The 21,923-nt window shown below is 67.1% G+C and carries 21 protein-coding genes and 1 tRNA gene; 16 read left to right on the forward strand and 6 right to left on the reverse strand.

The genetic code is table 11. The features are described from left to right. The first annotated feature begins 15 nt into the window (after positions 1 to 15). The 16 genes from murC (at position 16) to B0I00_RS09050 (ending at position 16,914) form a co-directional block, all read left to right on the forward strand. The gene (gene murC, locus B0I00_RS08975) at positions 16 to 1,419 is read left to right on the forward strand and encodes a UDP-N-acetylmuramate--L-alanine ligase (RefSeq protein WP_100867177.1); all 1,404 of its coding nucleotides are present in this window, start codon (positions 16 to 18) and stop codon (positions 1,417 to 1,419) included. Beyond that, the gene (gene murB, locus B0I00_RS08980; RefSeq protein ID WP_408635224.1) at positions 1,416 to 2,309 is read left to right on the forward strand and encodes a UDP-N-acetylmuramate dehydrogenase; all 894 of its coding nucleotides are present in this window, start codon (positions 1,416 to 1,418) and stop codon (positions 2,307 to 2,309) included. Before murC ends, murB begins: the two co-directional genes overlap by 4 nt. Continuing rightward, entirely contained in the window at positions 2,306 to 3,250 is a 945-nt protein-coding gene (locus B0I00_RS08985; protein WP_100867027.1) for a D-alanine--D-alanine ligase, read from the forward strand. The genes murB and B0I00_RS08985 overlap by 4 nt, the downstream gene beginning before the upstream one ends. Continuing rightward, positions 3,247 to 4,251, forward strand: coding sequence for a cell division protein FtsQ/DivIB (locus B0I00_RS08990; protein ID WP_100867028.1), 1,005 nt, complete (start codon positions 3,247 to 3,249; stop codon positions 4,249 to 4,251). The genes B0I00_RS08985 and B0I00_RS08990 overlap by 4 nt, the downstream gene beginning before the upstream one ends. Beyond that, the gene (ftsA, locus tag B0I00_RS08995) at positions 4,251 to 5,531 is read left to right on the forward strand and encodes a cell division protein FtsA (RefSeq protein ID WP_100867029.1); all 1,281 of its coding nucleotides are present in this window, start codon (positions 4,251 to 4,253) and stop codon (positions 5,529 to 5,531) included. Before B0I00_RS08990 ends, ftsA begins: the two co-directional genes overlap by 1 nt. A gap of 120 nt (positions 5,532 to 5,651) precedes the next feature. Beyond that, a complete protein-coding gene (gene ftsZ, locus B0I00_RS09000; RefSeq protein WP_100867030.1) occupies positions 5,652 to 7,274 on the forward strand; it encodes a cell division protein FtsZ in 1,623 nt (540 codons plus the stop codon). A 161-nt stretch (positions 7,275 to 7,435) separates the two neighbouring features. Further along, positions 7,436 to 9,328: an SPOR domain-containing protein gene (locus tag B0I00_RS09005; protein WP_100867031.1), complete on the forward strand. Its 1,893-nt coding sequence runs from the start codon at positions 7,436 to 7,438 to the stop codon at positions 9,326 to 9,328. Positions 9,329 to 9,452: 124 nt separating this feature from the next. Next, positions 9,453 to 9,962 carry a type III secretion system chaperone family protein gene (locus B0I00_RS09010; RefSeq protein WP_100867032.1) on the forward strand — a complete coding sequence of 170 codons (510 nt, stop codon included), beginning with the start codon at positions 9,453 to 9,455 and terminating at the stop codon, positions 9,960 to 9,962. Positions 9,963 to 10,008: 46 nt separating this feature from the next. Further along, positions 10,009 to 10,809 (forward strand): pyrroline-5-carboxylate reductase family protein, encoded by an 801-nt coding sequence (locus tag B0I00_RS09015; protein ID WP_100867033.1) that lies wholly within the window; start codon positions 10,009 to 10,011, stop codon positions 10,807 to 10,809. A 113-nt stretch (positions 10,810 to 10,922) separates the two neighbouring features. Then, positions 10,923 to 11,657 carry a Bax inhibitor-1/YccA family protein gene (locus B0I00_RS09020; RefSeq protein WP_100867034.1) on the forward strand — a complete coding sequence of 245 codons (735 nt, stop codon included), beginning with the start codon at positions 10,923 to 10,925 and terminating at the stop codon, positions 11,655 to 11,657. Between the two features lie 153 nt (positions 11,658 to 11,810). After that, on the forward strand, positions 11,811 to 12,545 hold the full coding sequence (locus B0I00_RS09025; RefSeq protein ID WP_100867035.1) for a hypothetical protein: 735 nt from the start codon (positions 11,811 to 11,813) through the stop codon (positions 12,543 to 12,545). Between the two features lie 110 nt (positions 12,546 to 12,655). Further along, positions 12,656 to 12,731: transfer RNA gene (locus B0I00_RS09030), tRNA-Ala, on the forward strand. 53 nt (positions 12,732 to 12,784) lie between these two features. Further along, entirely contained in the window at positions 12,785 to 13,840 is a 1,056-nt protein-coding gene (obgE, locus tag B0I00_RS09035; protein ID WP_100867036.1) for a GTPase ObgE, read from the forward strand. Between the two features lie 98 nt (positions 13,841 to 13,938). Then, the gene (locus B0I00_RS09040) at positions 13,939 to 14,562 is read left to right on the forward strand and encodes a class I SAM-dependent methyltransferase (protein WP_100867037.1); all 624 of its coding nucleotides are present in this window, start codon (positions 13,939 to 13,941) and stop codon (positions 14,560 to 14,562) included. A gap of 313 nt (positions 14,563 to 14,875) precedes the next feature. Then, complete coding sequence (gene proB / locus B0I00_RS09045) at positions 14,876 to 16,006, forward strand: glutamate 5-kinase (protein WP_100867038.1); 1,131 nt, start codon at positions 14,876 to 14,878, stop codon at positions 16,004 to 16,006. Continuing rightward, positions 16,003 to 16,914, forward strand: a complete 912-nt coding sequence (locus B0I00_RS09050; protein WP_232730175.1) for an NAD-dependent epimerase/dehydratase family protein — start codon at positions 16,003 to 16,005, stop codon at positions 16,912 to 16,914. Before proB ends, B0I00_RS09050 begins: the two co-directional genes overlap by 4 nt. Positions 16,915 to 16,924: 10 nt before the next feature. Here the strand turns inward: B0I00_RS09050 and B0I00_RS09055 are convergent, their stop codons facing one another. The 6 genes from B0I00_RS09055 to B0I00_RS09080 all read right to left on the reverse strand — a co-directional run bounded on the left by B0I00_RS09055 (position 16,925) and on the right by B0I00_RS09080 (position 21,908). After that, positions 16,925 to 17,527 (reverse strand): M23 family metallopeptidase, encoded by a 603-nt coding sequence (locus B0I00_RS09055; protein ID WP_100867179.1) that lies wholly within the window; start codon positions 17,525 to 17,527, stop codon positions 16,925 to 16,927. Positions 17,528 to 17,747: 220 nt separating this feature from the next. Further along, positions 17,748 to 18,689 (reverse strand): SDR family NAD(P)-dependent oxidoreductase, encoded by a 942-nt coding sequence (locus B0I00_RS09060; protein ID WP_100867039.1) that lies wholly within the window; start codon positions 18,687 to 18,689, stop codon positions 17,748 to 17,750. A gap of 92 nt (positions 18,690 to 18,781) precedes the next feature. Further along, positions 18,782 to 19,570, reverse strand: coding sequence for a phosphoadenylyl-sulfate reductase (locus B0I00_RS09065; RefSeq protein WP_100867040.1), 789 nt, complete (start codon positions 19,568 to 19,570; stop codon positions 18,782 to 18,784). Then, the gene (locus B0I00_RS09070; protein ID WP_100867041.1) at positions 19,563 to 19,991 is read right to left on the reverse strand and encodes a DUF934 domain-containing protein; all 429 of its coding nucleotides are present in this window, start codon (positions 19,989 to 19,991) and stop codon (positions 19,563 to 19,565) included. Before B0I00_RS09070 ends, B0I00_RS09065 begins: the two co-directional genes overlap by 8 nt. After that, positions 19,984 to 21,612: a nitrite/sulfite reductase gene (locus tag B0I00_RS09075; protein WP_100867042.1), complete on the reverse strand. Its 1,629-nt coding sequence runs from the start codon at positions 21,610 to 21,612 to the stop codon at positions 19,984 to 19,986. Before B0I00_RS09075 ends, B0I00_RS09070 begins: the two co-directional genes overlap by 8 nt. After that, positions 21,612 to 21,908: a DUF2849 domain-containing protein gene (locus tag B0I00_RS09080; protein ID WP_100867043.1), complete on the reverse strand. Its 297-nt coding sequence runs from the start codon at positions 21,906 to 21,908 to the stop codon at positions 21,612 to 21,614. Before B0I00_RS09080 ends, B0I00_RS09075 begins: the two co-directional genes overlap by 1 nt. Between the last annotated feature and the right edge of the window lie 15 nt (positions 21,909 to 21,923).

Below are 21,923 nucleotides of genomic sequence, written 5' to 3' on the forward strand. Positions count from 1 at the left end.
TCGGGCGGCGGGCGGATGCCCACCGATATCGGCACGATCCACTTTGTCGGGATCGGCGGCATCGGCATGTCCGGCATTGCCGAAGTGATGAATAATCTAGGCTATACCGTGCAGGGCTCGGACATTGCCGAGGGTTACGTTGTCGATGGGCTGCGCAAGCGCGGAATCAAGGTGATGATCGGCCACGCGGCCGAAAATCTCGGCGATGCGGCGGTGGTGGTGACCTCGACTGCGGTCAAGCGCGACAACCCGGAAGTCGCCGCCGCGCTCGAACAACGCATTCCCGTGGTTCGCCGCGCCGAAATGCTGGCCGAGCTGATGCGGCTGAAGCGCACCGTGGCGGTCGCCGGGACTCACGGCAAGACCACCACGACCAGCCTGGTCGCCGCGCTGCTAGACTCTGGCGGGGTCGATCCCACGGTCATCAACGGCGGGATCATCAACTCGTATGGGTCCAACGCTCGGCTTGGCGAAAGCGAATGGATGGTCGTCGAAGCAGACGAAAGCGACGGCTCGTTCCTGCGCCTCGATGGCACCATCGCGATCGTCACCAACATCGATCCCGAGCACCTCGAGCACTACGGCACCTTCGACGCGATCAAGGAAGCCTTCGTCGAGTTCATCGAGAACGTGCCCTTCTATGGCTGCGCGGTCCTGTGTATCGACCACGCCGAGGTTCAGGCGATCATTCCCAAGATCCGCGACCGCCGCGTCGTGACCTACGGCTTTTCCGCCCAGGCCGACGTACGCGGGGAGAACGTGACGCCCTATCCCGGCGGCAACCGCTTCGACGTCGCGATTCGCGAACGCGACGGCAGCTTTCGCCGCATCGAAGGCATCGACCTGCCGATGCCCGGGCGCCACAACGTCCAGAACGCGCTGGCCGCCGTGGCGGTCGCGGTCGAGATGGGCATTTCCGACGACCTGATCTGCAACGGCTTCAAGAAGTTCACCGGGGTCAAGCGCCGCTTCACCAAGGTCGGCGAAGTCGCCGGCGCCAGCGTGATCGACGATTACGGCCACCACCCGGTCGAGATCCGCGCAGTCCTGTCCGCCGCGCGCGAGGGGGTAGGCACGGGCCGGGTGATCGCCGTCGTCCAGCCGCACCGTTTCACCCGGCTGCGCGACCACATGGAAGACTTTTCCGCAGCCTTCAACGATGCCGACGTGGTCTATGCCGCCCCGGTCTATGCCGCGGGCGAAACGCCGATCGAGGGCATCGACAGCGCGGCAATGGTTTTCGGCATGAAGGAGCGCGGCCACCGTTCCGCGCAGACGATTTCCGGCCCCGATGCCCTGGCCGACGCCTTGGCCGCGACGGTTCAGCCGGGCGACATGATCGTCTGCCTCGGCGCAGGCGACATCACCAAGTGGGCCGCGGGACTTGCCGACGCCGTCGCCCGGCGGAGGGCGGCATGATGGCCGATACGCTGCCCAAGGTCGAGGGCAAGCTGACCGCGCAGGCCCCGCTGGCGCCGCTGGTCTGGTTCAAGTCGGGCGGCGCCGCGCAGTGGCTGTTCGAGCCCAGGGACCGTGCCGACCTGCAGACTTTTCTGCGCGACCTCGATCCGGCCGTGCCGGTCATGGCGCTGGGGCTCGGCTCCAACCTGATCGTGCGCGATGGCGGGGTGCCGGGCGTGGTGGTGCGGTTGGGCAAGGCCTTCGCCAAGGTGACGAATAGCGCCGACCTGACGCTCGATTGCGGCGCGGGCGCTTCGGGCATCCTCGTGTCGTCGACGGCCCGTGATAACGGCATCGCCGGGCTGGAATTCCTGCGCTCGATTCCCGGCACGGTCGGCGGCTTCGTACGGATGAACGGCGGTGCCTATGGCGGCGAGGTGAAGGATATCCTGGTCGATTGCGACGTGGTCATGCGCGATGGTTCGCTCCGCACCCTGCCGGTGGCTGAACTTGGCTACACCTACCGCCATTCCGAACTGCCCGACGGCGCGATCGTCGTCGCGGCGCGGTTCAAGGGGCGCCCCGGCAAGAGCGAGGATATCCAGGCCGAGATGGACCGCATCTCCGCCAGCCGCGAGGCGAGCCAGCCGCTGCGCTCGAAGACCGGCGGCAGCACTTTCAAGAACCCCGAGGGTCACAAGGCCTGGCAACTTGTCGATGAGGCCGGCTGCCGCGGGCTGACGCGGGGCGGGGCGCAGGTCAGCGAAAAGCACACCAACTTCCTGCTCAACACGGGCGATGCGACCAGCACCGATATCGAGGCCCTGGGCGAGGAAGTGCGGCGCCGGGTGAAAGAGAAATCGGGCGTGACGCTCGAATGGGAAATTCAGAGAGTAGGTATCAAGTGAGCCTTGCCAAGCTTCATGTCGCGGTCCTGATGGGCGGATGGTCGAACGAACGGCCGGTCTCGCTGATGAGCGGCGAAGGCGTGGCCACGGCGCTGGAAGAGCGCGGCCACAAGGTGACCCGCATCGACATGGGCCGCGACGTCGCCCAGAAGCTGGCCGAAGCGGCGCCCGATGTAGTGTTCAACGCGCTGCACGGCACGCCAGGCGAAGATGGCACCGTGCAAGGCCTGATGGACCTCATGGGTCTGACCTACACCCATTCCGGCATGGTCACCTCGGTCATCGCGATCGACAAGGAACTGACCAAGCAGGCGCTGGTCCCCCACGGCATCCCGATGCCCGGCGGGCGGATCGTCGATACGGCCGAGATCTACGAGAAGGACCCGCTGAAACGGCCCTATGTGCTCAAACCGGTAAACGAAGGCTCCTCGGTCGGGGTTGCCATCGTCACCAAGGAAGGAAATTACGGCAACCCGATCAGCCGCGAGGCCAAGGGGCCGTGGAAGGAATTCGACCGGCTGCTGGCCGAACCCTATATCCGCGGGCGCGAACTGACGACCGCCGTGCTGGGCGACCGCGCGCTGCTGGTGACCGAACTCAAGCCCAAGTCGGGCTTCTACGATTTCGACAGCAAGTACACCGACGGCATGACCGAGCACGTCTGCCCGGCGCAGATCCCGGACGAAATCACCAAGGCCTGCCTCGACCTCGCCCTGCGCGCGCACCGGCTGCTCGGCTGCAAGGGCTGCAGCCGCACCGATTTCCGCTGGGACGATGAACGCGGCGTCGAAGGGCTGTTCGTGCTCGAAACCAACACCCAGCCGGGCATGACGCCGCTCAGCCTGGTGCCCGAACAGGCCCGGCACCTGGGCATCAGCTATGGCGAACTGGTCGAAATGATCATCGAGGACGCGCTGGCCGCCAGGCAGGCGGGCCAATGAGCCAGACGATCAAGCGCGGCGGCAAGAGCGTCCGCAGGACTGCGGCGCGCGAAGGCAAGGCGCGCCAGGTCCGCGCGGCGAGGGCCCGCACGGGCTCGGCGATGGACGCGGTGATGAACTGGATCCCGTTCAGCGAGGCGCAGTTGCACCGCATCTTCCTGGCGGCGATTCTCGGGCTGGCCGTCGTGCTGGCGTGGATGGTCGCCAGCTTTGCCGGGGTGCCGGCCATGGCGCAGCAGCAACTGGCCGCGATCAGCCACGACGCCGGCTACGAGGTACGCCGCGTCGAAGTGACTGGCACCAAGAACCTCAACGAACTCAAGGTCTACCAGCTCGCCCTGGCCGACAACCACCGCGCCATGCCGCTGGTCGATATCCATGCCTTGCGCGAAAAGCTGATCGAACTGCCGTGGGTCGAGGATGCGCGCGTGTCGCGGCAGCTACCCGACACACTGGCGATCGACATCGTCGAACGCAAACCCGCCGCCGTGCTGCGCAAGGCCGACAAGTACGTGCTGATCGACGCGACCGGGCACGAATTGCAGGCGGTCTCCGCCGCACGCGCCAAGGGTAAGCTGGTGATCGGCGGTCCCGGCGCTGGCCAGCAGGTGGAAGCGCTGAACACGCTGCTCGACGCCGCCCCGGCGCTCAAGCCGCAGGTTGCGGAGGCCGAATGGGTCGGTAACCGGCGCTGGAACCTGACGTTCAAGACCGGCCAGGTCCTGGCCTTGCCGCAAGGCGACCGGGCGGCGCCCAAGGCGCTGATGACCTTCGCCCGGCTCGACGGGGTGAACCGCCTGCTGGGGGGCAAGGTCACCGCCTTCGACATGCGCGCGCCGGACCGGATCTATTTCCGTCTCGCCAACCGCACCGACCAGGTCGAACTGCCGCCGGCGGCGGCGGCGGCGAGGCCTGCCGCGAAGACTGCCAGCGCGGCCGATGCGCCAAAGTCCAAGAGCGACGAGGCGAAGTCGACGGACAAGCAGGGGGATGCCAACTGATGGCGCAGCCACGGATCGCGAAGGTGTTCGGAGCCGTCAACATCGGCTCGTTCCGGATCTCGGCGATGGTCGCCGGGCTGACCGAAACGGGCGAGATGGTCGTCCTCGGATCCTTCCACCGCGCCGCCCAAGGGATCAAGCGCGGTTACGTTACCGACATGCAGGCCGCGACCTTTGCGGTGCGCGACGCGGTCGAGCGCGCGGAAAAGATCGCCAATACGGCAGTGACCAGCGTGTGGATCGGCGCTTCGGGGGCGGGGCTGGCCAGCCAGGTCGCGCAGGTCGAGGTCGATATCGGCGGCCGCCGGATCGAGCAGGAGGACATCGAGCATCTCCTGATCGCCGCGCGCGACGTGATCCAGCCCGACGGGCGCATGGTCCTCCACGCCCAGCCCGCGCACTACACGCTCGACGGGGCAGACGGCGTGTCCGATCCCAAGGGGCTTCACGCCGAACGGCTCGGCGTCGATATTCACGTCATGCTGGCCGACGGCGCGCCGATCCGCAACATCACCGAAGCGGTGCAGAACGCCCACCTCGACGTCGAGGCGGTGGTGGGATCGCCGATTGCGGCCGGCCACGCCTGCCTGACCGCCGAGGAACGCGAACTGGGCGTTGCGCTGGTCGAGTTCGGGGCCGAGGTGACCAACGTCTCGGTCTATGCGGCAGGGATGCTGCTGGGCCTCGTCACCATTCCGATGGGGTCGGGCGACATCACCGATGCCGTGGCCAGCGCCTTCGGCATCCGCCGCTTCCAGGCCGAACGGCTGAAGTGCGTCCACGGCTCGGCGATCGCCAGCCCGGCCGATCACCGCGAGATGATACCGGTCAACGCGCCGGGCGAGGAAGGCGCCGGGCCGATGGCGCGCCACGCCGACGACAAGAACCGCGTGCCGCGCGCCGAACTGGTCTCGGTCATCACCGCGCACCTCGGCCGCTGGATGGAGGAAGTGAACAAGGCGCTGAAGGGCTTGGGCTTTACCGGACAGCGCGGGCAGCTCGTGGTGCTGACCGGCGGCGGAGCCGAACTGGCGGGCCTTGCCGACTATGCCCAGGCCGCGCTCGGCAAGCCGGTCAGGATCGGCAAGCCGATCCATATCAAGGGCCTTGCCGAAGCTCACGCCACCCCCGGTTTCTCCACCCTGGCGGGCCTCGTGCTTTATGCCGCGGCCGATCCGATCGACATCCGCTCGCTCGGGACGCGTCACCAGGAAACCTTCCGTTACAGCGGTGTGGGACTGGTCAACCGCGTGTTGCGCGCGGTGAAGGAGTATTTCTAGGTGCAGTTTCGGCCGGCGCCTGTGGAGAAAGGTTAATTTGACTTTGATTCGCCGAATCGAACCGTGCAAGAACCCGGCGAATTGGATTTTCTGCATTTGCGTGCCTGACTGGAGAGCGCCATGAGCATCAATATCGGACCGCCGGCTGTGGAAGAGCTGCGTCCCCGCATCACTGTCATCGGGGTGGGCGGCGCCGGCGGCAACGCGATTGCCAACATGATCACGGCGGGCATCGAGGGCGTCGATTTCATCGTCGCGAATACTGACGCCCAGGCGCTCAACAACTCGATCGCCGAACACCGCATCCAGCTCGGGCCGGACATCACCCAGGGTCTGGGCGCCGGGTCGCGCCCCGAAGTGGGCCGTGCGGCGGCCGAGGAAACGCTTGCCGACATCGACCGCGCGCTCGACGGGGTGCACATGTGCTTCATCGCCGCGGGCATGGGCGGCGGCACGGGTACCGGCGCGGCTCCGGTCGTGGCCAAGGCGGCGCGCGAAAAGGGTGTGCTGACCGTTGGCGTGGTCACCAAGCCCTTCCTGTTCGAGGGTACGCGCCGGATGCGCAGTGCCGATTCCGGGATCGAGGAGCTGCAGAAGCACGTCGATACCCTGATCGTCATTCCCAACCAGAACCTGTTCCTGGTGGCCAAGGCCGAAACGACCTTCAAGGAAGCGTTCCAGCTTGCCGACGAAGTGCTCCAGCAGGGCGTGCGCTCGATCACCGATCTGATGGTCATGCCGGGCCTCATCAACCTCGACTTTGCCGACGTGCGTTCGGTCATGGCCGAAATGGGCAAGGCGATGATGGGCACGGGCGAGGGCGAGGGCACCAACCGTGCCCTCGAAGCCGCCGAAAAGGCCATCGCCAATCCGCTGCTCGACGGCGTGTCGATGCAGGGCGCGAAGGGCGTGATCATCTCGATCATCGGCGGCGATGACATGAAGCTGCTCGAAGTCGACGAAGCGGCCAACCACATCCGCGACCTGGTCGATCCCAATGCCAACATCATCTGGGGCAGCGCGTTCAACCCGGACCTGCAGGGCAAGATCCGCGTCTCGGTGGTCGCCACCGGGATCGAGCAGAGCGCCGAAATGGCCGAGCAGGCCGCGCGCCCGATCAACCTTGCCGCCTCGCGCGGACCGGTCCGCCCGGCAGTGGCTGCGCCGCCTGTTGCGCCGGTTGCCGCGCCCGAGCCGTTGTTCGAGCGCCCCGCGCCGATCGAAGCGGCCGCTCCCGTAGAGCCCGAGGCCGAACCCGCCCCGGCGCCGGCCGATAACAGCTGGTCGGCCCCGGCGGCGTCTCCCGCTCCGGCGGACGAGCCCTATGAACTCGACCTGGCCTCGGCCAATGTGGGCGACGGCGTTGAGGATGCGCCGGTGTCAACCTCGGGCAACGGTGACGAACTGCTGCTCGACGCGTCGCGCCTGCACGAGGAGGACGGTCCCCTGGGTGGAGCGCTTCCCGGCCGTCGCCGCGGACTGGTCGCGAACGAAAGCGACGATGCTGAAGCGGGTGACCTGCCCGTGGCAGAGCCGCAGGCCTACGCCCCCGCTCCAGCTCCCGCCGCGCCTCCGGCCGGCGGTGGTCGCTCGGGTGCCGGGGCGACGCTGTTCGAACGCATGGCCAACCTGTCGCGCGGCGGCCGCACCTCGGCCGACGAAGACGAGGATGAGGACGAGACCGGCAATGATGGCCCCTCGCTCAGCATCCCGCGCTTCCTTGGGCGGCAGAACAACCAGTAACCAGCGCCGCCCGGGCCGGGTCGCACCGTTCGTGCAGGGTTAAGGCAGGGGGGGCTACCCGCCACGAACAGCGGCCAGTCCGGCGGTCAATTGCAGAAATGGCGATGCCCCCAGTTCGTTCTTTGGTCCTTGTCCTTGTTCCTGCTGCAGCGGGACTGGTCATGGCCGGCGCAGCACCCCTGGCGGCGCAGGTTGGCCGGCCGGCGATCCAGTCGGCGCCCGGCAGCGAAGGGGCACGGCTCAATGCCGCGCTTGGCCGGCTGGCGCGCAATCCCCGCGATGTCGATGCGCTGGTTGAAGCCGGCATCGCTTCGATGGCAGCCGGCGATGGCGAAGCGGCGATCGGCTTCTACCAGAAGGCCGACGCACTTTCCCCGAACACGGTTCGGATAAAGGCCGGCCTCGCCGGCGCCTATGCGGTGACCGGCGACGCTGCAAGCGCTATCCCATTGTTCGACGCTGCCGAAAAGCTGGGCCTGATCGACGCGGCACGCACCGCCGACCGGGGGCTCGCCTTCGACATGGTCGGCGACGCGGTGACCGCGCAGCGCTACTACCATGAAGCCCTCATGGCCGGTCCCAACGACGAGACCAGCCGCCGCCTCGCGCTGAGCCAGGCTATCGCCGGCGACCGGCGCGGCATGGAAGTGACGCTGGGGCCGCTGCTGCAACGCCAGGACAAGGCGGCGTGGCGCACCCGCGCCTTTGCCCTGGCCATCCTCGGCCAGGCGGCGGAAGCGGAATCGATCGCCAAGTCGACGATGCCGGCCGACATGGCCGCGGCGATGACCAATTACCTGCGCTACATGACCCGGCTGACCCCGGCGCAGCAGGCCTCCGCCGCCAATCTGGGGCGCTTTCCCCGGGCGGCCGAAATCGGCCGGGACGATCCGCAACTGGCTGCGCTGGTGCGCACCCGTCCGGTCGCGGCGAGCGCGACGCCGAGCCGCGCCACGGTCGCCGCCGCAGCCGCGCAGCGCTCGGATCGCCGGTCGCGCGACCGTCGGCGCGAGCAGCCGGCGCCGGTGACGGCCGCGCCGCCCCTGGCCACCGTCGCTGCCGCTGCTCCCGCTCCCCTGCCGACTGGAGAACTGCCGCCCCTCCGTCCGGCGCAGTCGCCCGCTCCAGCAGTCGCCGTCACCCAGGCTCCTGCTATTGCGCCGGCAAGGGTCACGAACGCTCCCGCCACGTCGAAGCCGGTTGCGGTCGCCGCCTCGGCAGCGACAACGTCGAGCCCCTACACGTTCGGGCCAACGCCGGCCCAGGTGACGACCCCGACGCCTGTTGCGCCCCCGCCGACCGTCGCGCCCGCTCCGGCATCGCCGCGCAGCGAGCCCGGCTTCGCAACGCTCGATCCAGCCGGCAGCGCCTTCGAACTCAACCCCTCGACCCCAGCTGTACCCGCGGTCGCCGCTGCCCCGCCCCCGGCGCCCGCTCCAGTCGCCGCCGCGCCGGTGCCAGTTGCGCCCCGGCCTGCCGCACCGGCACGGCCGCGCAGCCTTGCCGAGGTCTTTGCTGACCTGACGCCGCCAAGCCGTGAGGCAGAACCCAAGGCCGGCGCGGTCGACTTGCGCAAGATCAAGGCGGCTGCACCCGCCAAAGTCGTCGATCCCAAGACTGCCAAACTGGCCGATGCAACTTGCGAACCGGTAAAGCCGGCCGCCAGGGGCAAGGCCGCGCCGGTCCCCAAGGGCAAAGCCGCCGCGACCCAGTGCAAGCTCGATCCCAAGGCCCAGGCCGCCAAGGATGCGAAGGACGCCAAGGCCAGGGAAAAGGCCTCGCCCAGCCGCTACTGGGTGCAGGTCGCCACGGGCCGCGACAAGAAGGCACTCGCCTTCGACTGGCGCAAGCTGGTCAAGGATGAGGCCGTGCTCAAGGGGCGCAAGGCCTACACCACGCAGTGGGGGCAGGCCAACCGTCTGCTGACCGGGCCCTTCGAGAGCTCGGCGCAGGCGAACGCGTTCCTGGCGCAGGTGAAGAAGGCCGGGCTGAGCGGGGCCTTCATGTTCAACAGTCCTGCCGGTCAGGACGTCGATCCGCTGCCGGGCACCTGAGCCAATGGGGCTGGGCCGTTTCCACCCCTTTTCCACACTTTGTGAACAGGCTTGTCGAGTTTTGCGCAACGGCGCGTTAACCGCGCATTGTCCTTTCGGCCCTTGCCGACGCATTCCGTGATCCATGATGCAGGGCAACCGCGACGACTACCGGGACGATGACGACGCTGCACCCGTCGACATGCTCGCCAGCCTGTTCGAGGCGCGCGGATGGCCGTGCGAGTTCGTCAACGACGACGAAATGTCGGGCGAGATCAAGGGCAGCTGGGCCAGCTACACCGTTCGCGGTGTCTGGCGGCGCGAGGATCACGTCCTGCAGCTGCTGTGCCTGCCCGACATCCGTATCCCGGACGACAAGCGTCAGGCGGTTTACGAACTGCTGGCGCTGGTCAACGAGCAGCTCTGGGTCGGGCATTTCGACGTGTGGTCCAACGGGTCCGTGCTGCTCTATCGCCACGGGCTGCTGCTGGGCGATGATGGCCTGCTCAGCCTGGCCCAGGCGCAGGTCGCGGTCGAAGCGGCGGTCGAGGAATGCGACCGGTTCTACCCCGCGTTCCAGTTCGTCTTGTGGGGCGACAAGAGCCCAGCCGACGCGCTCACCAGCGCGCTGGTCGATGCGGCGGGCGAAGCCTGACAGTTCGCGCTGGACTTTCGGGCACGCGGCCTGAACAGGTGCGATCATGACTATCGACAGGATCCTGATCTACGGCTGCGGCAACATGGGCGGCGCCATGCTGGCGGGCTGGCTCAGGGGCGGCTTCCCGGCGCGGGCCTTCACGGTGGTCGATCCCTACCTTGCCGCCGCGCCCGATGGCGTCCGCTTGCTGCGCGCGCTGCCGGACGAAGCGTTCGATGCGGTGCTGCTCGGCGTCAAGCCGCAGATGCTGGACGAGGTCGCCCCCGTTCTCGCCCCCGTGATCGGCGCGGACTGCGTGCTCATGTCGATCCTTGCAGGGGTCGAACTCGACAGCCTTGCCGCGCGGTTTTCTGGCGCGGGCGGGCTCCTGCGGATCATGCCCAACCTCGCCGCGGCTATCGGCAAGTCGCCGATCGCGCTGTTCGGTCGCGGCGTCGATGGCGACAGGGGCGCGGCGCTCGCCGTGCTGATGCGGCACCTCGGGCCGGTCGAATGGCTGGTGAGCGAGGCCGACTTCGATCTGGTCACCGCGCTGTCGGGATCGGGACCGGGTTTCGTCTACCGCTTCATCGAAGCGCTCGCCGAGGGCGCGGCGGCGTTGGGTCTCGATCCGGCGCAGGCCGAGCGCCTGGCAATCGCCACGGTCGAGGGCGCGGCGCTGCTTGCTGCAAGCTCCGAATACGGCCCGGCCGAACTGGCGCGGCGCGTGGCGAGCCCCGGCGGCAGCACGCAGAAGGGGCTCGACGTCCTCGACCACGAACAGGCGCTCAAGCGCCTCGTCGAGGCGACCCTGCGCGCCGCGCGCGACCGCAACGCCGAGATGGCCGCCGCCGCGCGCGGCTGAGGCGTTACAAATCGTTACAGCGCCGCTTGTCCGGTTTTGCTTGAAAGCGCGGGGCAGACCCACGATATTGCCCCTTGTCGCCCGCTGTTGGGCGCAAGGGAGTTTGACTTATCATGGCTGACTGGAACGATCCGCAGTCGACCCGCACGCAGTTCGGCTCGGGGCCTGTCCTCAACGGCCAGGTTCTGGGAGCGGACGCGCGTGACCAGGGTCTGCGTCGCTATATGCTGTCGATCTACAACTACATGGCGTCGGGCGTGTTGCTTTCGGGCATCGTCGCGCTGCTGTTCGTGGTGTCGGGTCTGGCCGCACAGGTCTTCAACACGCCGCTGCGCTGGGTTATCGCGCTTGCGCCGCTGGCCTTCATCTTCTTCTTCAGTCCGCGCCGCGACGAAGGCACGCTGAAGCTGATGTTCTGGTCGTTCTGCGCGGTCATGGGCCTGTCGCTGTCGGCGATCCTGCTGGTCTATACCGGCCCGTCGATCGCCACGACCTTCTTCGCCACCGCTGGCGCCTTCGCGGGTCTGAGCCTCTATGGCTACACCACGAAGCGCAACCTGTCGGCAATGGGCAGCTTCCTGATGATGGGCCTGATCGGCATCATCCTGGCCTCGCTGCTCAACCTGTTCCTGCAGTCGGGCCCGCTCCAGATCGCGATTTCGATCCTGGGCGTGCTGATCTTCGCGGGGCTGACCGCCTGGGACACGCAGCGCCTGCGTGACACCTACTACCAGGTGGCCGGAACCGACATGGCCGGCAAGGTCGTGATCCTGGGCGCCCTGTCGCTCTATCTCGACTTCGTGAACATGTTCCAGTTCCTGCTGAGCTTCCTCGGCGACCGCCGCTGAACGCAAGCCAAGAACGGACAATCGTGCCCGGCGCTTCCTGCGAAGCGCCGGGCATTTTCATTGATGCGCGGCAAGGCTAGAACTGCTTAAGCCTGCAGCAAGGCACAAACCGGTATTTTGAAAGCCGGTCGCAAGTCGGGGACAAGAGGGATCATGGGTTCGCAAGTATCGAAAATCATCAGGCTGGGATCGGTCGCCGTGCTGGTCGGCGGGATCGCCGCGTCGCTGTCGCTCGCCAGTCCGGCCATGGCCGGCAAGAAGAAGCCTGCGCCGCCGCCGCCGCCTCCTCCGCCCAAGCAGATCTACGTGGCGTGGAAGCCGACAACCCCGGAATGGGCCACGCCGACGCTTGCCTACCCCCCGATCGGAGCCGATGGCCTGCGCGTCAGCGTCAACCGCAACATCTCGCCCTCGCAAATGGTGTGGAACCTGCGCTCCGGCCTGAACGTCGCGGCGCTCAACTGCCGCGATGCCGAGCATGCGGAGGTTCTGACCAACTACAAGCTGCTCCTTAAGAGCCACGCCAAGGGTCTGCGCGCCATCAACGCGAAAATCGATGGCGAATGGAAGGCCAAGTACGGCACCGGGTTCATCAAGGCCCGCGAAAAGTACATGACCGAGGTCTACAACCACTTCTCCATTCCGCCGGTCAAGCCGGCGTTCTGCAACGCCGCACTGGCGGTCAGTCGCGAGTTGCCCACGGTCAAGGCCGCGGATTTGAACGCCTTTGCAATCCGCTCGCTGCCGAGCCTTGAGATCGTGTTCGACGATTTCTTCAAGCGCTTCGACCAGTATCACACCGACATGGCCGCGTGGGAGGCCCGCTGGGGCAAGGATGCGGTACCGGGAAGCCTGGTCGTCGAAACTCCCCGGAACGTCGGCGGCTAGGCTTTTTCGGGACAGGTCAAATTTGCGCTTTAAAGCCTGCGGCCACTCCGCTAATGGGGCCGCTCGCGTGAGAGGGCGGAAATTCCGCCCTCTTTTGCTCGCACTGGAACGGGGCCGTAGCTCAGATGGGAGAGCGCGTCGTTCGCAATGACGAGGTCAGGGGTTCGATCCCCCTCGGCTCCACCAGTGCCCATCTACCGCGCGCGACATTTCCTCTCTTATAAGCTAGTGCGCGTTCCATGCATTTTCTCGACCAGGCCAAGATCTACATTCGTTCGGGCGCGGGCGGGCCCGGAGCGGTTTCGTTCCGGCGGGAAAAGTACGTCGAATACGGCGGGCCCGATGGCGGCAACGGCGGCAAGGGCGGCGACATCATTTTCGAGGCCGTGCCCGGCCTCAACACCCTGATCGACTTTCGCTATACCCAGCACTTCAAGGCGCAGCGCGGCGTTCACGGATCGGGCAAGAACCGCAACGGTGCAGCGGGCAAGGACCTGGTTATCAAGGTGCCGCTGGGCACGCAGGTCATATCGGACGAGGACCGCGAGACCGTTCTGGCCGACCTGACCGAGGCGGGCCAGCGCGTCACACTGCTCGAAGGCGGGCTCGGCGGGCGGGGCAACGCCAGCTACAAGACCAGCACCAACCGCGCCCCGCGCCAGCACCAGCCTGGCATGCCGTTCGAGGAAATGTACGTCTGGCTTCGGCTCAAGCTGCTGGCCGACGCGGGCCTTGTCGGCTTGCCCAACGCCGGCAAGTCGACCTTCATCAACCAGATCACTAACACCAATGCCAAGGTCGGCGACTACGCCTTCACCACACTGCGCCCGCAACTGGGCGTGGTGCGCCACAAGAACCGCGAGTTCGTGCTGGCCGACATTCCCGGCCTCATCGAAGGTGCGGCCGACGGCGCCGGGGTGGGCGACCGGTTCCTCGGCCATATCGAGCGCTGCCGCGTGCTGATCCATCTGATCGACATCAACGGCACCGATCCGGCCGAGGCATTGGCCATCGTCGAGGACGAGCTCGAAGCCTATGGCGGCGGCCTCGTCGACAAACCGCGGCTGATCGCCTTGAACAAAATCGATACGGTCGACCGCGAACTGGTCAACGCCTTCATCAAGGAACTGAAAGCGGCCGGCGCGGACAAGGTCTTTCCGATTTCGGGCGCCACCGGCAAGGGCATGGACGCCTTGCTCGACGCCGTGATTGCCCACCTTCCGGCTGCCACGGTAACCGAACGGCCCGACGGCGAACAGGAAGAAGGCGACGACCGACCGTGGTCGCCGGTCTAGATCTTGGGAATACCGGGCCGGACTCCGCCGTGTCACGCCGTGTTCGGCTTTCGCGGGGGGAGCGCCAGGCCGGCCCCATCGAAGGGTAAGCAGGGATCATGACAGGCACTGACCGGCACGAACACTGGGACGCGGTCTACACGGGCAAGTCGCCCACTGACGTCAGTTGGTATCAGCATGCGCCCGCCCCTTCGCTTCGCGCCCTGGCCCACGCGGGAGCGGTGCCGGCCTCATCGCTGGTCGACGTGGGTGGCGGCGCGTCCAACCTGGTGGATGCCCTGCTTGCGCAAGGGTGGCAGGACCTTACCGTTCTGGACATCGCCGCGCCCGCGCTGGACACCGCGAAAGCCCGGCTCGGTCACCTTGCCGACATGGTCAACTGGGTGGCGGAAGACATTACCGAATGGGTGCCGGAACGCACCTTCGACGTGTGGCATGACCGCGCGGTCTTTCACTTCCTGACCGAGCAGGAGCAGCGCGAGGCCTACCAGAGGGCCTTGTTGCAGGGCACCGCCACGGGTAGCCATGTCATCATCGCAACCTTCGCGCTGGATGGACCGGAAAAGTGCAGCGGCCTGCCGGTGCAGCGCTATGACGCGGCCGGTCTCGCGAGGCAACTGGGCGACCGCTTCGAACTGACGGACACCTGGCTCGAGGACCATGTCACGCCGTGGGGTGCGGTCCAATCCTTCAATTGGTGCCTGTTTCGACGGATTCGCTAGGAAGCGCTCGCGCGTCGGCGCGTCGGCATCGACCGAGCCCGCCCGTCGGTCGCGGTGTCTCACGCGTGCTTTGCTGGCCGGCCGCAAACCGGCAGGGGAAAGCGATGCGCCAATCCCTCCGGCTTCACCGTCCCGAAATCGAAATTCACAGGTCAACGGCGATGCCATGCCCCCTCGCACTGCCGCCAAGCACCGTGTTTTCAGGTGTTTCGCCAGTGCCGAGACCGCGAAAGGTCACGTCGCAAACACTGTTCGTTCCATGGAGGTTCAACCCCCTGTTGCATCGCGGCGGCAATTGCGTAAGCGCACTGACATGACGATCGCGCGCCTTTCCGATCTGGCCGATTTGTCCGCCTGTCCGCTGCTGGTGGTCAAGGTCGGCTCGTCGCTGCTCGTCGGCAACGACGGGGTGCGGCGCGACTGGCTCCAGGGGCTGGTGGCCGAGATCGCCGCCGCTGCCGCGCGCGGGCAACGGATAATCGTGGTGTCTTCGGGTTCGATCGCGCTCGGCGCGGCGCGGCTCGGGCTCGACAGGGGCGGGCGCGGCAGCCTGGCCGATGCGCAAGCCGCCGCCGCCGTCGGGCAGATCGCGCTGTCGGGGCTGTGGGCCGAACTGCTCGGCATCCACGGGCTGACTGCGGCGCAGCTGCTGCTCACGCTCGAGGATCTGGAGGACCGTCGGCGCTACCTCAACGCCACGGCGACGCTGACGCGTCTGCTCGATGCCGGTGCCGTGCCGGTGATCAACGAGAACGACAGCGTCGCGACGCAGGAAATCCGCTTTGGCGACAACGACAGGCTGGCTGCGCGCGTGGCCCAGGCGGCGCAGGCCAGCGCGGTGCTGCTGCTGTCCGACGTCGACGGGCTCTACGATCGCAATCCCTCCGATCCGGCCGCTGTCCTGCTGCCCGAGGTCAAGGGCGTGACCGCCGAGGTCCACGCCATGGCCAGCGGCGGCAGTTCGTCGGGCATGGGTTCCGGCGGGATGACCAGCAAGCTCCAGGCCGCCGAGATCGCCGAGCGCGCGGGCATCGCGCTGGCGATCGCCTCGGGCCTCCACGACGCGCCGATCGCACGGGCGACGCAGCAGGGCGTGGGGACACTGTTCCTCGCCCGGCGCAAGGATGCGGGACGCAAGGCCTGGCTGGGCGGACGGCTGCGGCTGAAGGGCGCCTTGGTGGTCGATGCCGGCGCGGCGCGGGCGCTGTCCCGGGGGTCGAGCCTGCTCGCCGCCGGAATCGCCCGGGTCGAAGGCGAATTTCAGCGCGGCGATGCGGTCGCTGTTCGCGACGAGGCTGGCGCGACGCTGGCCCACGGACTTGCCGAATACGACGCGGTGGAATGCGCGCGGCTGATGGGACGGCAATCGGGCGATCACGCCGCGATTCTCGGCTACGCTCCGCGCTCCGCCGTGGTTCACCGCGACCAGATGGTAGTGCTGTGACGCTGGCTGTGACAGGGGCGACCGGCTTCGTCGGTCAGGCGCTGCTCGACCGCGCCGGGCAGGCGGGGGTCGAGGTGCGCGCGCTGGCGCGCCGCAGCCAGCCGGCCCGCGATCACGTCGAATGGGTCGCCGGCGACCTTGCCGCGACCGACCGTCTGCGCGAACTGGTCCGGGGGGCGGAAGCGGTTGTGCACATCGCAGGCGTGGTCAACGCGGCCGATGCCGCAGGCTTCGAAGCGGGTAACGTCTCCGGCACACTCAACCTCCTCGAAGCGGCGCTCGCCGAAGGCGTGCCGCGCTTCGTCCATGTCTCATCGCTCTCCGCTCGCGAACCCGACCTGTCGGCTTATGGTGCCAGCAAGGCGCGCGGGGAGAAGCTGGTCATGGCCAGCCCGCTCGACTGGACGGTGGTGCGACCGCCCGGGATCTATGGTCCGCGCGACACCGAATACCTCGAGATGTTCAAGCTTGCCCGGCTGGGCCTGATGCCCGTGCCGCCCGAAGAAGGCCGCTCCTCGCTGATCCACGTCGACGATCTGGCACGCCTGCTGCTGGCGCTGGTGCCGGGCGGTGAGGGCGTGACGCACCAGGTGTTCGAACCCGATGATGGGCACAAGGGCGGCTGGACCCATTACGAACTGGCCCGCGCGATCGGCTGGGCGATGGGCCGCCGGCCGAAGGTGTTGCACCTGTCGCGCGGCGCGCTGGAAAAGGTTGCCAAGGCTGACCGCCTGCTGCGCCGCGACAAGGCCAAGCTGACGCTCGACCGGGTCGGCTACATGACCCATCCCGACTGGGTGGTGGGCGAAGGCGCACGCCCGCCCGCGGCCTTGTGGCGCCCGCAGGTGCCGACCCGCGACGGGCTCAAGGCCACGGCCAGGTGGTACCGCGAAAAGGGCTGGCTTTAGCGCCAGGACGTCAGCGCAGGGTGTTGTAGGGGTTTACCGCCGCGCCGTTGACGCGGATTTCATAGTGCAGGTGCGGCCCGGTCGACAGGCCGGTCGATCCGACATAGCCGATCACGTCGCCCTTGCGCACCGCCTGCCCCGGATAGACCGCCATCCGCGACATGTGCGCATAGCGCGAGGCGATGCCCTTGCCGTGATCGATCTGCACTGCCAGGCCATAGCCGCCGCGCCACCCGGCGCTGGCCACCATGCCGTCTAACGTGGCGCGGATCGGTGAGCCCGCGGCCGCCGGCAGATCCACGCCTGAATGCCCGCGCAGGGCGCCCAGCACCGGATGGGTGCGCAGGCCGAAGCCGCTGGAAATGTAGCTGGCCCTGACCGGCATGCCGCGCGGCAGGATGCCGCCGCCCAGAAGCGGCTTGATGCCGAGTGCAGCGGCTTCGAGGGCATCGCGGCGGCGGGTTGAGGCGACGATGTCGATCGGGCGACCAACGAGGTCGAGCGCGCGGCCGACGGTAATTGGCGAAACAGGCGTTGCAGCAGGCTCCTCGCCCCAGTCGGCATCGGCGTCGGCCGCCTCGGTCACGGCCGCTTCGGACGCGGCGCGGGCCATCGCCACGTGGGCGCCGGGCAGCAACCACGCTGTCAGAAGAACCGGAAAGAACCTGCCAAGACGGGCAGGCGCGCAGGATCGAACCATGCAGATCACCCCTATCCATCGCCGGCTTTGCGCCGAGTCGTATGGCTACCCGTGTGCGGAGTTATACAACCATTGGGGCTGCACTGCGCGCTAAATCATGCCCCAGTCCGATTTCGGCACTGATTTGCCTGACTTATTGTCGCGATGCGGCCTGGACCAGATGGCCGGCGGCGTGCAGCCTATCGAGGAATTCCGGGGTGTAGGCCGCTTCGGGATCGGCCCGGACACACTGGTCGAGGAAGATCGCATCCTCGCCCACCAGGATGCGCCAGCGATTCGCGCGGACGCCATCGAGAATGATCTGCGCCGCCTTGGCCGCCGATGTAGGAGCGTTGTCGCGGAAGCCCGCGTTGGCCATGGCGATCATCTGTTCATCGGTGAGCGCCTTGGTATCGACGCCCATCGCCTCTAGGCCGAGCAGAAGTTCGTTCGACACGCCGCCCTGAATCGCCATGGAATTCCCCGCGATGTCGGTGCCGATGTGACCGGGCATGACCACCGAGCAGGAAATGTGCGGCGCGTGCAGGCGCAGATCTTCGATCAGCGCCTCGGTAAAGCCCTTCACGCCGAACTTGGCCGCCGAATAGGCAGTGTGCGGCCGCCCCGGCCCGAGCGAGGCCCAGAAGCCGTTGACGCTGGAGGTGTTGACGATGTGTCCCTCGCTTGCGTTCTGCAGTAGGGGCAGGAAGGCCCGCACCCCGTTGATCACGCCGTAGAAGCAGATTGCAAAGGTGCGCTCCCACGCCTTGCGATCGCCGGCAACGAAGCTGCCGCCACCGCCGATTCCGGCGTTGTTGAACAGCAGGTGGATCTTGTCGGTGTCGAAATCGCGGCGCACCGCTTCGGCCCAGGCGTTCATTTCCTGCTCGATCGCGACATCGGCGCGGAAGGTGCTGACCTTGGTGCCCTGCGGCGCGGCCTCTTGGCAAAGACGCGCGGTTTCGGCCATGTTGGCTTCGGAAATGTCGCAGATGGCGACAGAACAGCCTTCAGCCGCCAGTGCCTTGGCCAGTTCGCGGCCCATGCCCGTGCCGCCGCCGGTGATCACGGCGATCTTGCCCGCAAAGTCCTTCACGATTCGCTCTCCCTCGATCCTGTTTGCGACAGGAGGGACCGAACCGTAGCGATTTGCAATGCTTTTTGCGCGGCGCGGCCGCCGTGCAGACGTCAGAACGCCGGATCGTATCCAGGCGGCAGGTCGGTGACCGGCGACACGTCGGTGTGAATGCCGCATTCGGTCTTGTCCCAGCCGCGCCAGCGGCCCGAGCGCGGATCTTCGCCGGGGGCGACCTTGCTGGTGCAGGGCATGCAGCCGATCGAGGGATAGCCCTGTTCGACCAGTGGATGGGCGGGCAGTCCGGTGGCGGTGAAGTATTCGGCGATCTGGTCGGCCGACCAGTCGGCCAGCGGATTGACCTTGAGGCGGCCGGCAGAGTCGCTGGTATCGATCTCGAACCGGGCCAGGCCGGTGCGGGTTTTGCTCTGGAAGCCCTTGCGCCCGGTGAAGGTCGCATCGAAGCCGGTCATGGAGCGGGCCAGCGGCTCGACCTTGCGGATCTCGCAGCAGCCGTCGGGATCGTAGGACCAGCGCAGACCGGTTTCGTCCTTCTTGGCCAAGCTTTCGGCGTCGGGCGTCAGGTTGACCAGATTGGTCATACCCAGCCGGCTGACCAGCTCGTCGCGATAGTCCAGCGTTTCGGGGAAATGCTTGCCCGTATCGAGGAACAGCACCGGCACGTCCGGATCGATCGAGGCGATCAGGTGCAGCAGCACGGCGCTTTCCGCGCCGAAGCTCGAGACGACCGCGATCCGTCCCGCCAGGCCTTCCTTGATGACGGCGGCCAGCATCTCGCTGGTCGAACTGCCTTCGAAGCGCGCGTTGAGCGCAGCCGCATCCGCCGCGGTGAAGCGGGGTCCTGTGTCGAGCACGTCGATGCGGCGCGCCGGCTCAGCCATGGCGCAGGGCCCAGATCGGGGCGCGGCCGTCGGTGGTCGGCTGGTAGACGTGATCGAAGCGGGCAAAGGCGGCTTCGGCGTCAGCGGGGTTGAGCGGCACGTCGGGCGCAAAGGCATCGAACCCGCAGCGGCGCATGAACGCGATTTGGTCGACCAGCACGTCGCCTACGGCACGCAATTCCCCGGCATAGCCGGCTTCGCGCAGTAGGCGTGCTGCGGAATAACCGCGCCCGTCGCCGAACACCGGGAAGTTCACCTCGACCAGACGGATCCGGTCGAGGTGCGGCAGCAGGTCGCGGGCGTCGTCGCCCGGCTCAATCCGTACGGCAGCGGCGTTCGACTGCTCACCGAAGGAATCGACCGTGACGGCGGGATCGCCGACGGGTTCGTCGTCGCGGAACCGGAACTGCGGCTCAGCCATAAAGCGCCTCCTTGAACGGCGCCATGCCGATACGGCGGTAGGTGTCGAGGAAGCGTTCGCCATCCTGACGGGTGGAAAGGTAGACTTCCGTGGCCTTTTCGACCGCGTCGACGATGCCGTCCTCGTCGAAGCCCGGGCCGGTGATCTGGCCAAGCGAGGTGTCCGCGCCCTCGCAGCCGCCGAGCAGCAACTGGTAGTTCTCGACGCCCTTGCGATCGACCCCCAGGATGCCGATGTGGCCGGCGTGGTGGTGGCCGCAGGCGTTGATGCAGCCCGAGATCTTGAGCTTCAGCTCGCCGATCGCCTCGCTCCTGTCCGACAGGCGTTCGCTGATTTTCTGCGCGACCGGGATCGAGCGCGCGTTGGCAAGGCTGCAATAGTCGAGCCCCGGGCAGGCGATGATGTCGCCGATCCGGTCAAGGTTCGCGGTGCCGAGACCTGCCGCATCCAGCTGCTGCCACAGGCCATAGAGATCGGCCTTCTTGACGTGCGGCAGGACGATGTTCTGGGCGTGGGTGACGCGCAGCTCGTCGAAGCTGTGGTCGCGGGCAAGGTCGGCCATCAGGCGGATCTGGTCGGCGCTCGCATCGCCCGGAATGCCGCCAACGGGCTTGAGGCTGATGGTAACGGCGATATAGCCAGGCTGCTTGTGCACGACGCAATTGGTGTCGACCCACAGCGCGAAATCGGGATCGCTGCGATCCAGGTCGTCGCTGGCGCCGGCTTCGAAGGCCGGATCGGCGAACTGGGCCTGGATCCGGTGCAATTCGGCCAGCGGCGGTTCGATCCCCTGGGTCAGAAGGTGGGCGAACTCCGCTTCGACCTGGCGGGTGTATTCGTCCTTGCCCAGCTCGTGGACAAGGATCTTGATCCGCGCCTTGTACTTGTTGTCTCGCCGTCCATATCGGTTATAAACCCGAAGGCAAGCCTCCGAATAGGTTATCATCTGGTCGATCGGCACGAAGGGATTGATGCAGGGCGCGACCATCGGGGTCCGGCCCATGCCGCCGCCGACATAGAAAGCGGCGCCCACTTCGCCGGCATCGTTCTTCACCAGCTGAATGCCGATGTCGTGCAGGCGCATGGCGGCGCGATCGGTGTCGCTGGCGATCACCGCCATCTTGAACTTGCGGGGCAGGAACGAAAACTCGGGGTGGAAGGTGCTCCACTGGCGGATCAGTTCGGCATAGGGGCGCGGGTCGATCACCTCGTCCGCGGCGGCCCCGGCGTACTGGTCGCTGGTGGTGTTGCGGATGCAGTTGCCGCTGGTCTGGATGGCGTGCATCTCGACGCTGGCGAGGTCGGCCAGGATGTCGGGCGCGTCTTCCAGCTTGATCCAGTTGTACTGGATGTTCTGGCGGGTGGTGAAGTGGCCATAGCCGCGATCGTACTTGTCGGCGATATAGCCCAGCATGCGCATCTGCGCGCTCGACAGCGTGCCATAGGGAACGGCGACACGCAGCATGTAGGCGTGAAGCTGGAGGTAAAGCCCGTTCATCAGCCGCAGCGGCTTGAACTGGTCCTCGGTGATATGGCCTTCGAGGCGGCGTTTCACCTGGTCGCGGAATTCCTCGACGCGGGCGTCGACCATGGCCTGGTCGTATGTGTCGTACTTGTACATCAGATCACCCAGGTTCCGGCCTCGGGATCGGCCGGCTTCAATGTCAGGTCCATGCGTACGGTCGGGCCCAGTGCGCGGATGCGTTCCTTGATGTGCGCCGGGCGGACGCCTTCGGGCTCTTTCGTCGCGTCGACGGCATAGGCCGCGTTGACGCGGCGGGCCGCGCTTTCGCGCGCCAGGATGGTGTCGGCATGATCGCCGACGTCGACCGCGTCCTCGACGTGGAGCGACCATTGCACTCCGTCCCACCAGGTAACCGCCCCGGTCTTGAGGTCGTTTCCGGTCAGTATCTTCACGTCGTAGCCTTTATC

Source organism: Novosphingobium kunmingense, assembly GCF_002813245.1.
In the GTDB taxonomy this organism is placed as follows: Bacteria; Pseudomonadota; Alphaproteobacteria; order Sphingomonadales; family Sphingomonadaceae; genus Novosphingobium; species Novosphingobium kunmingense.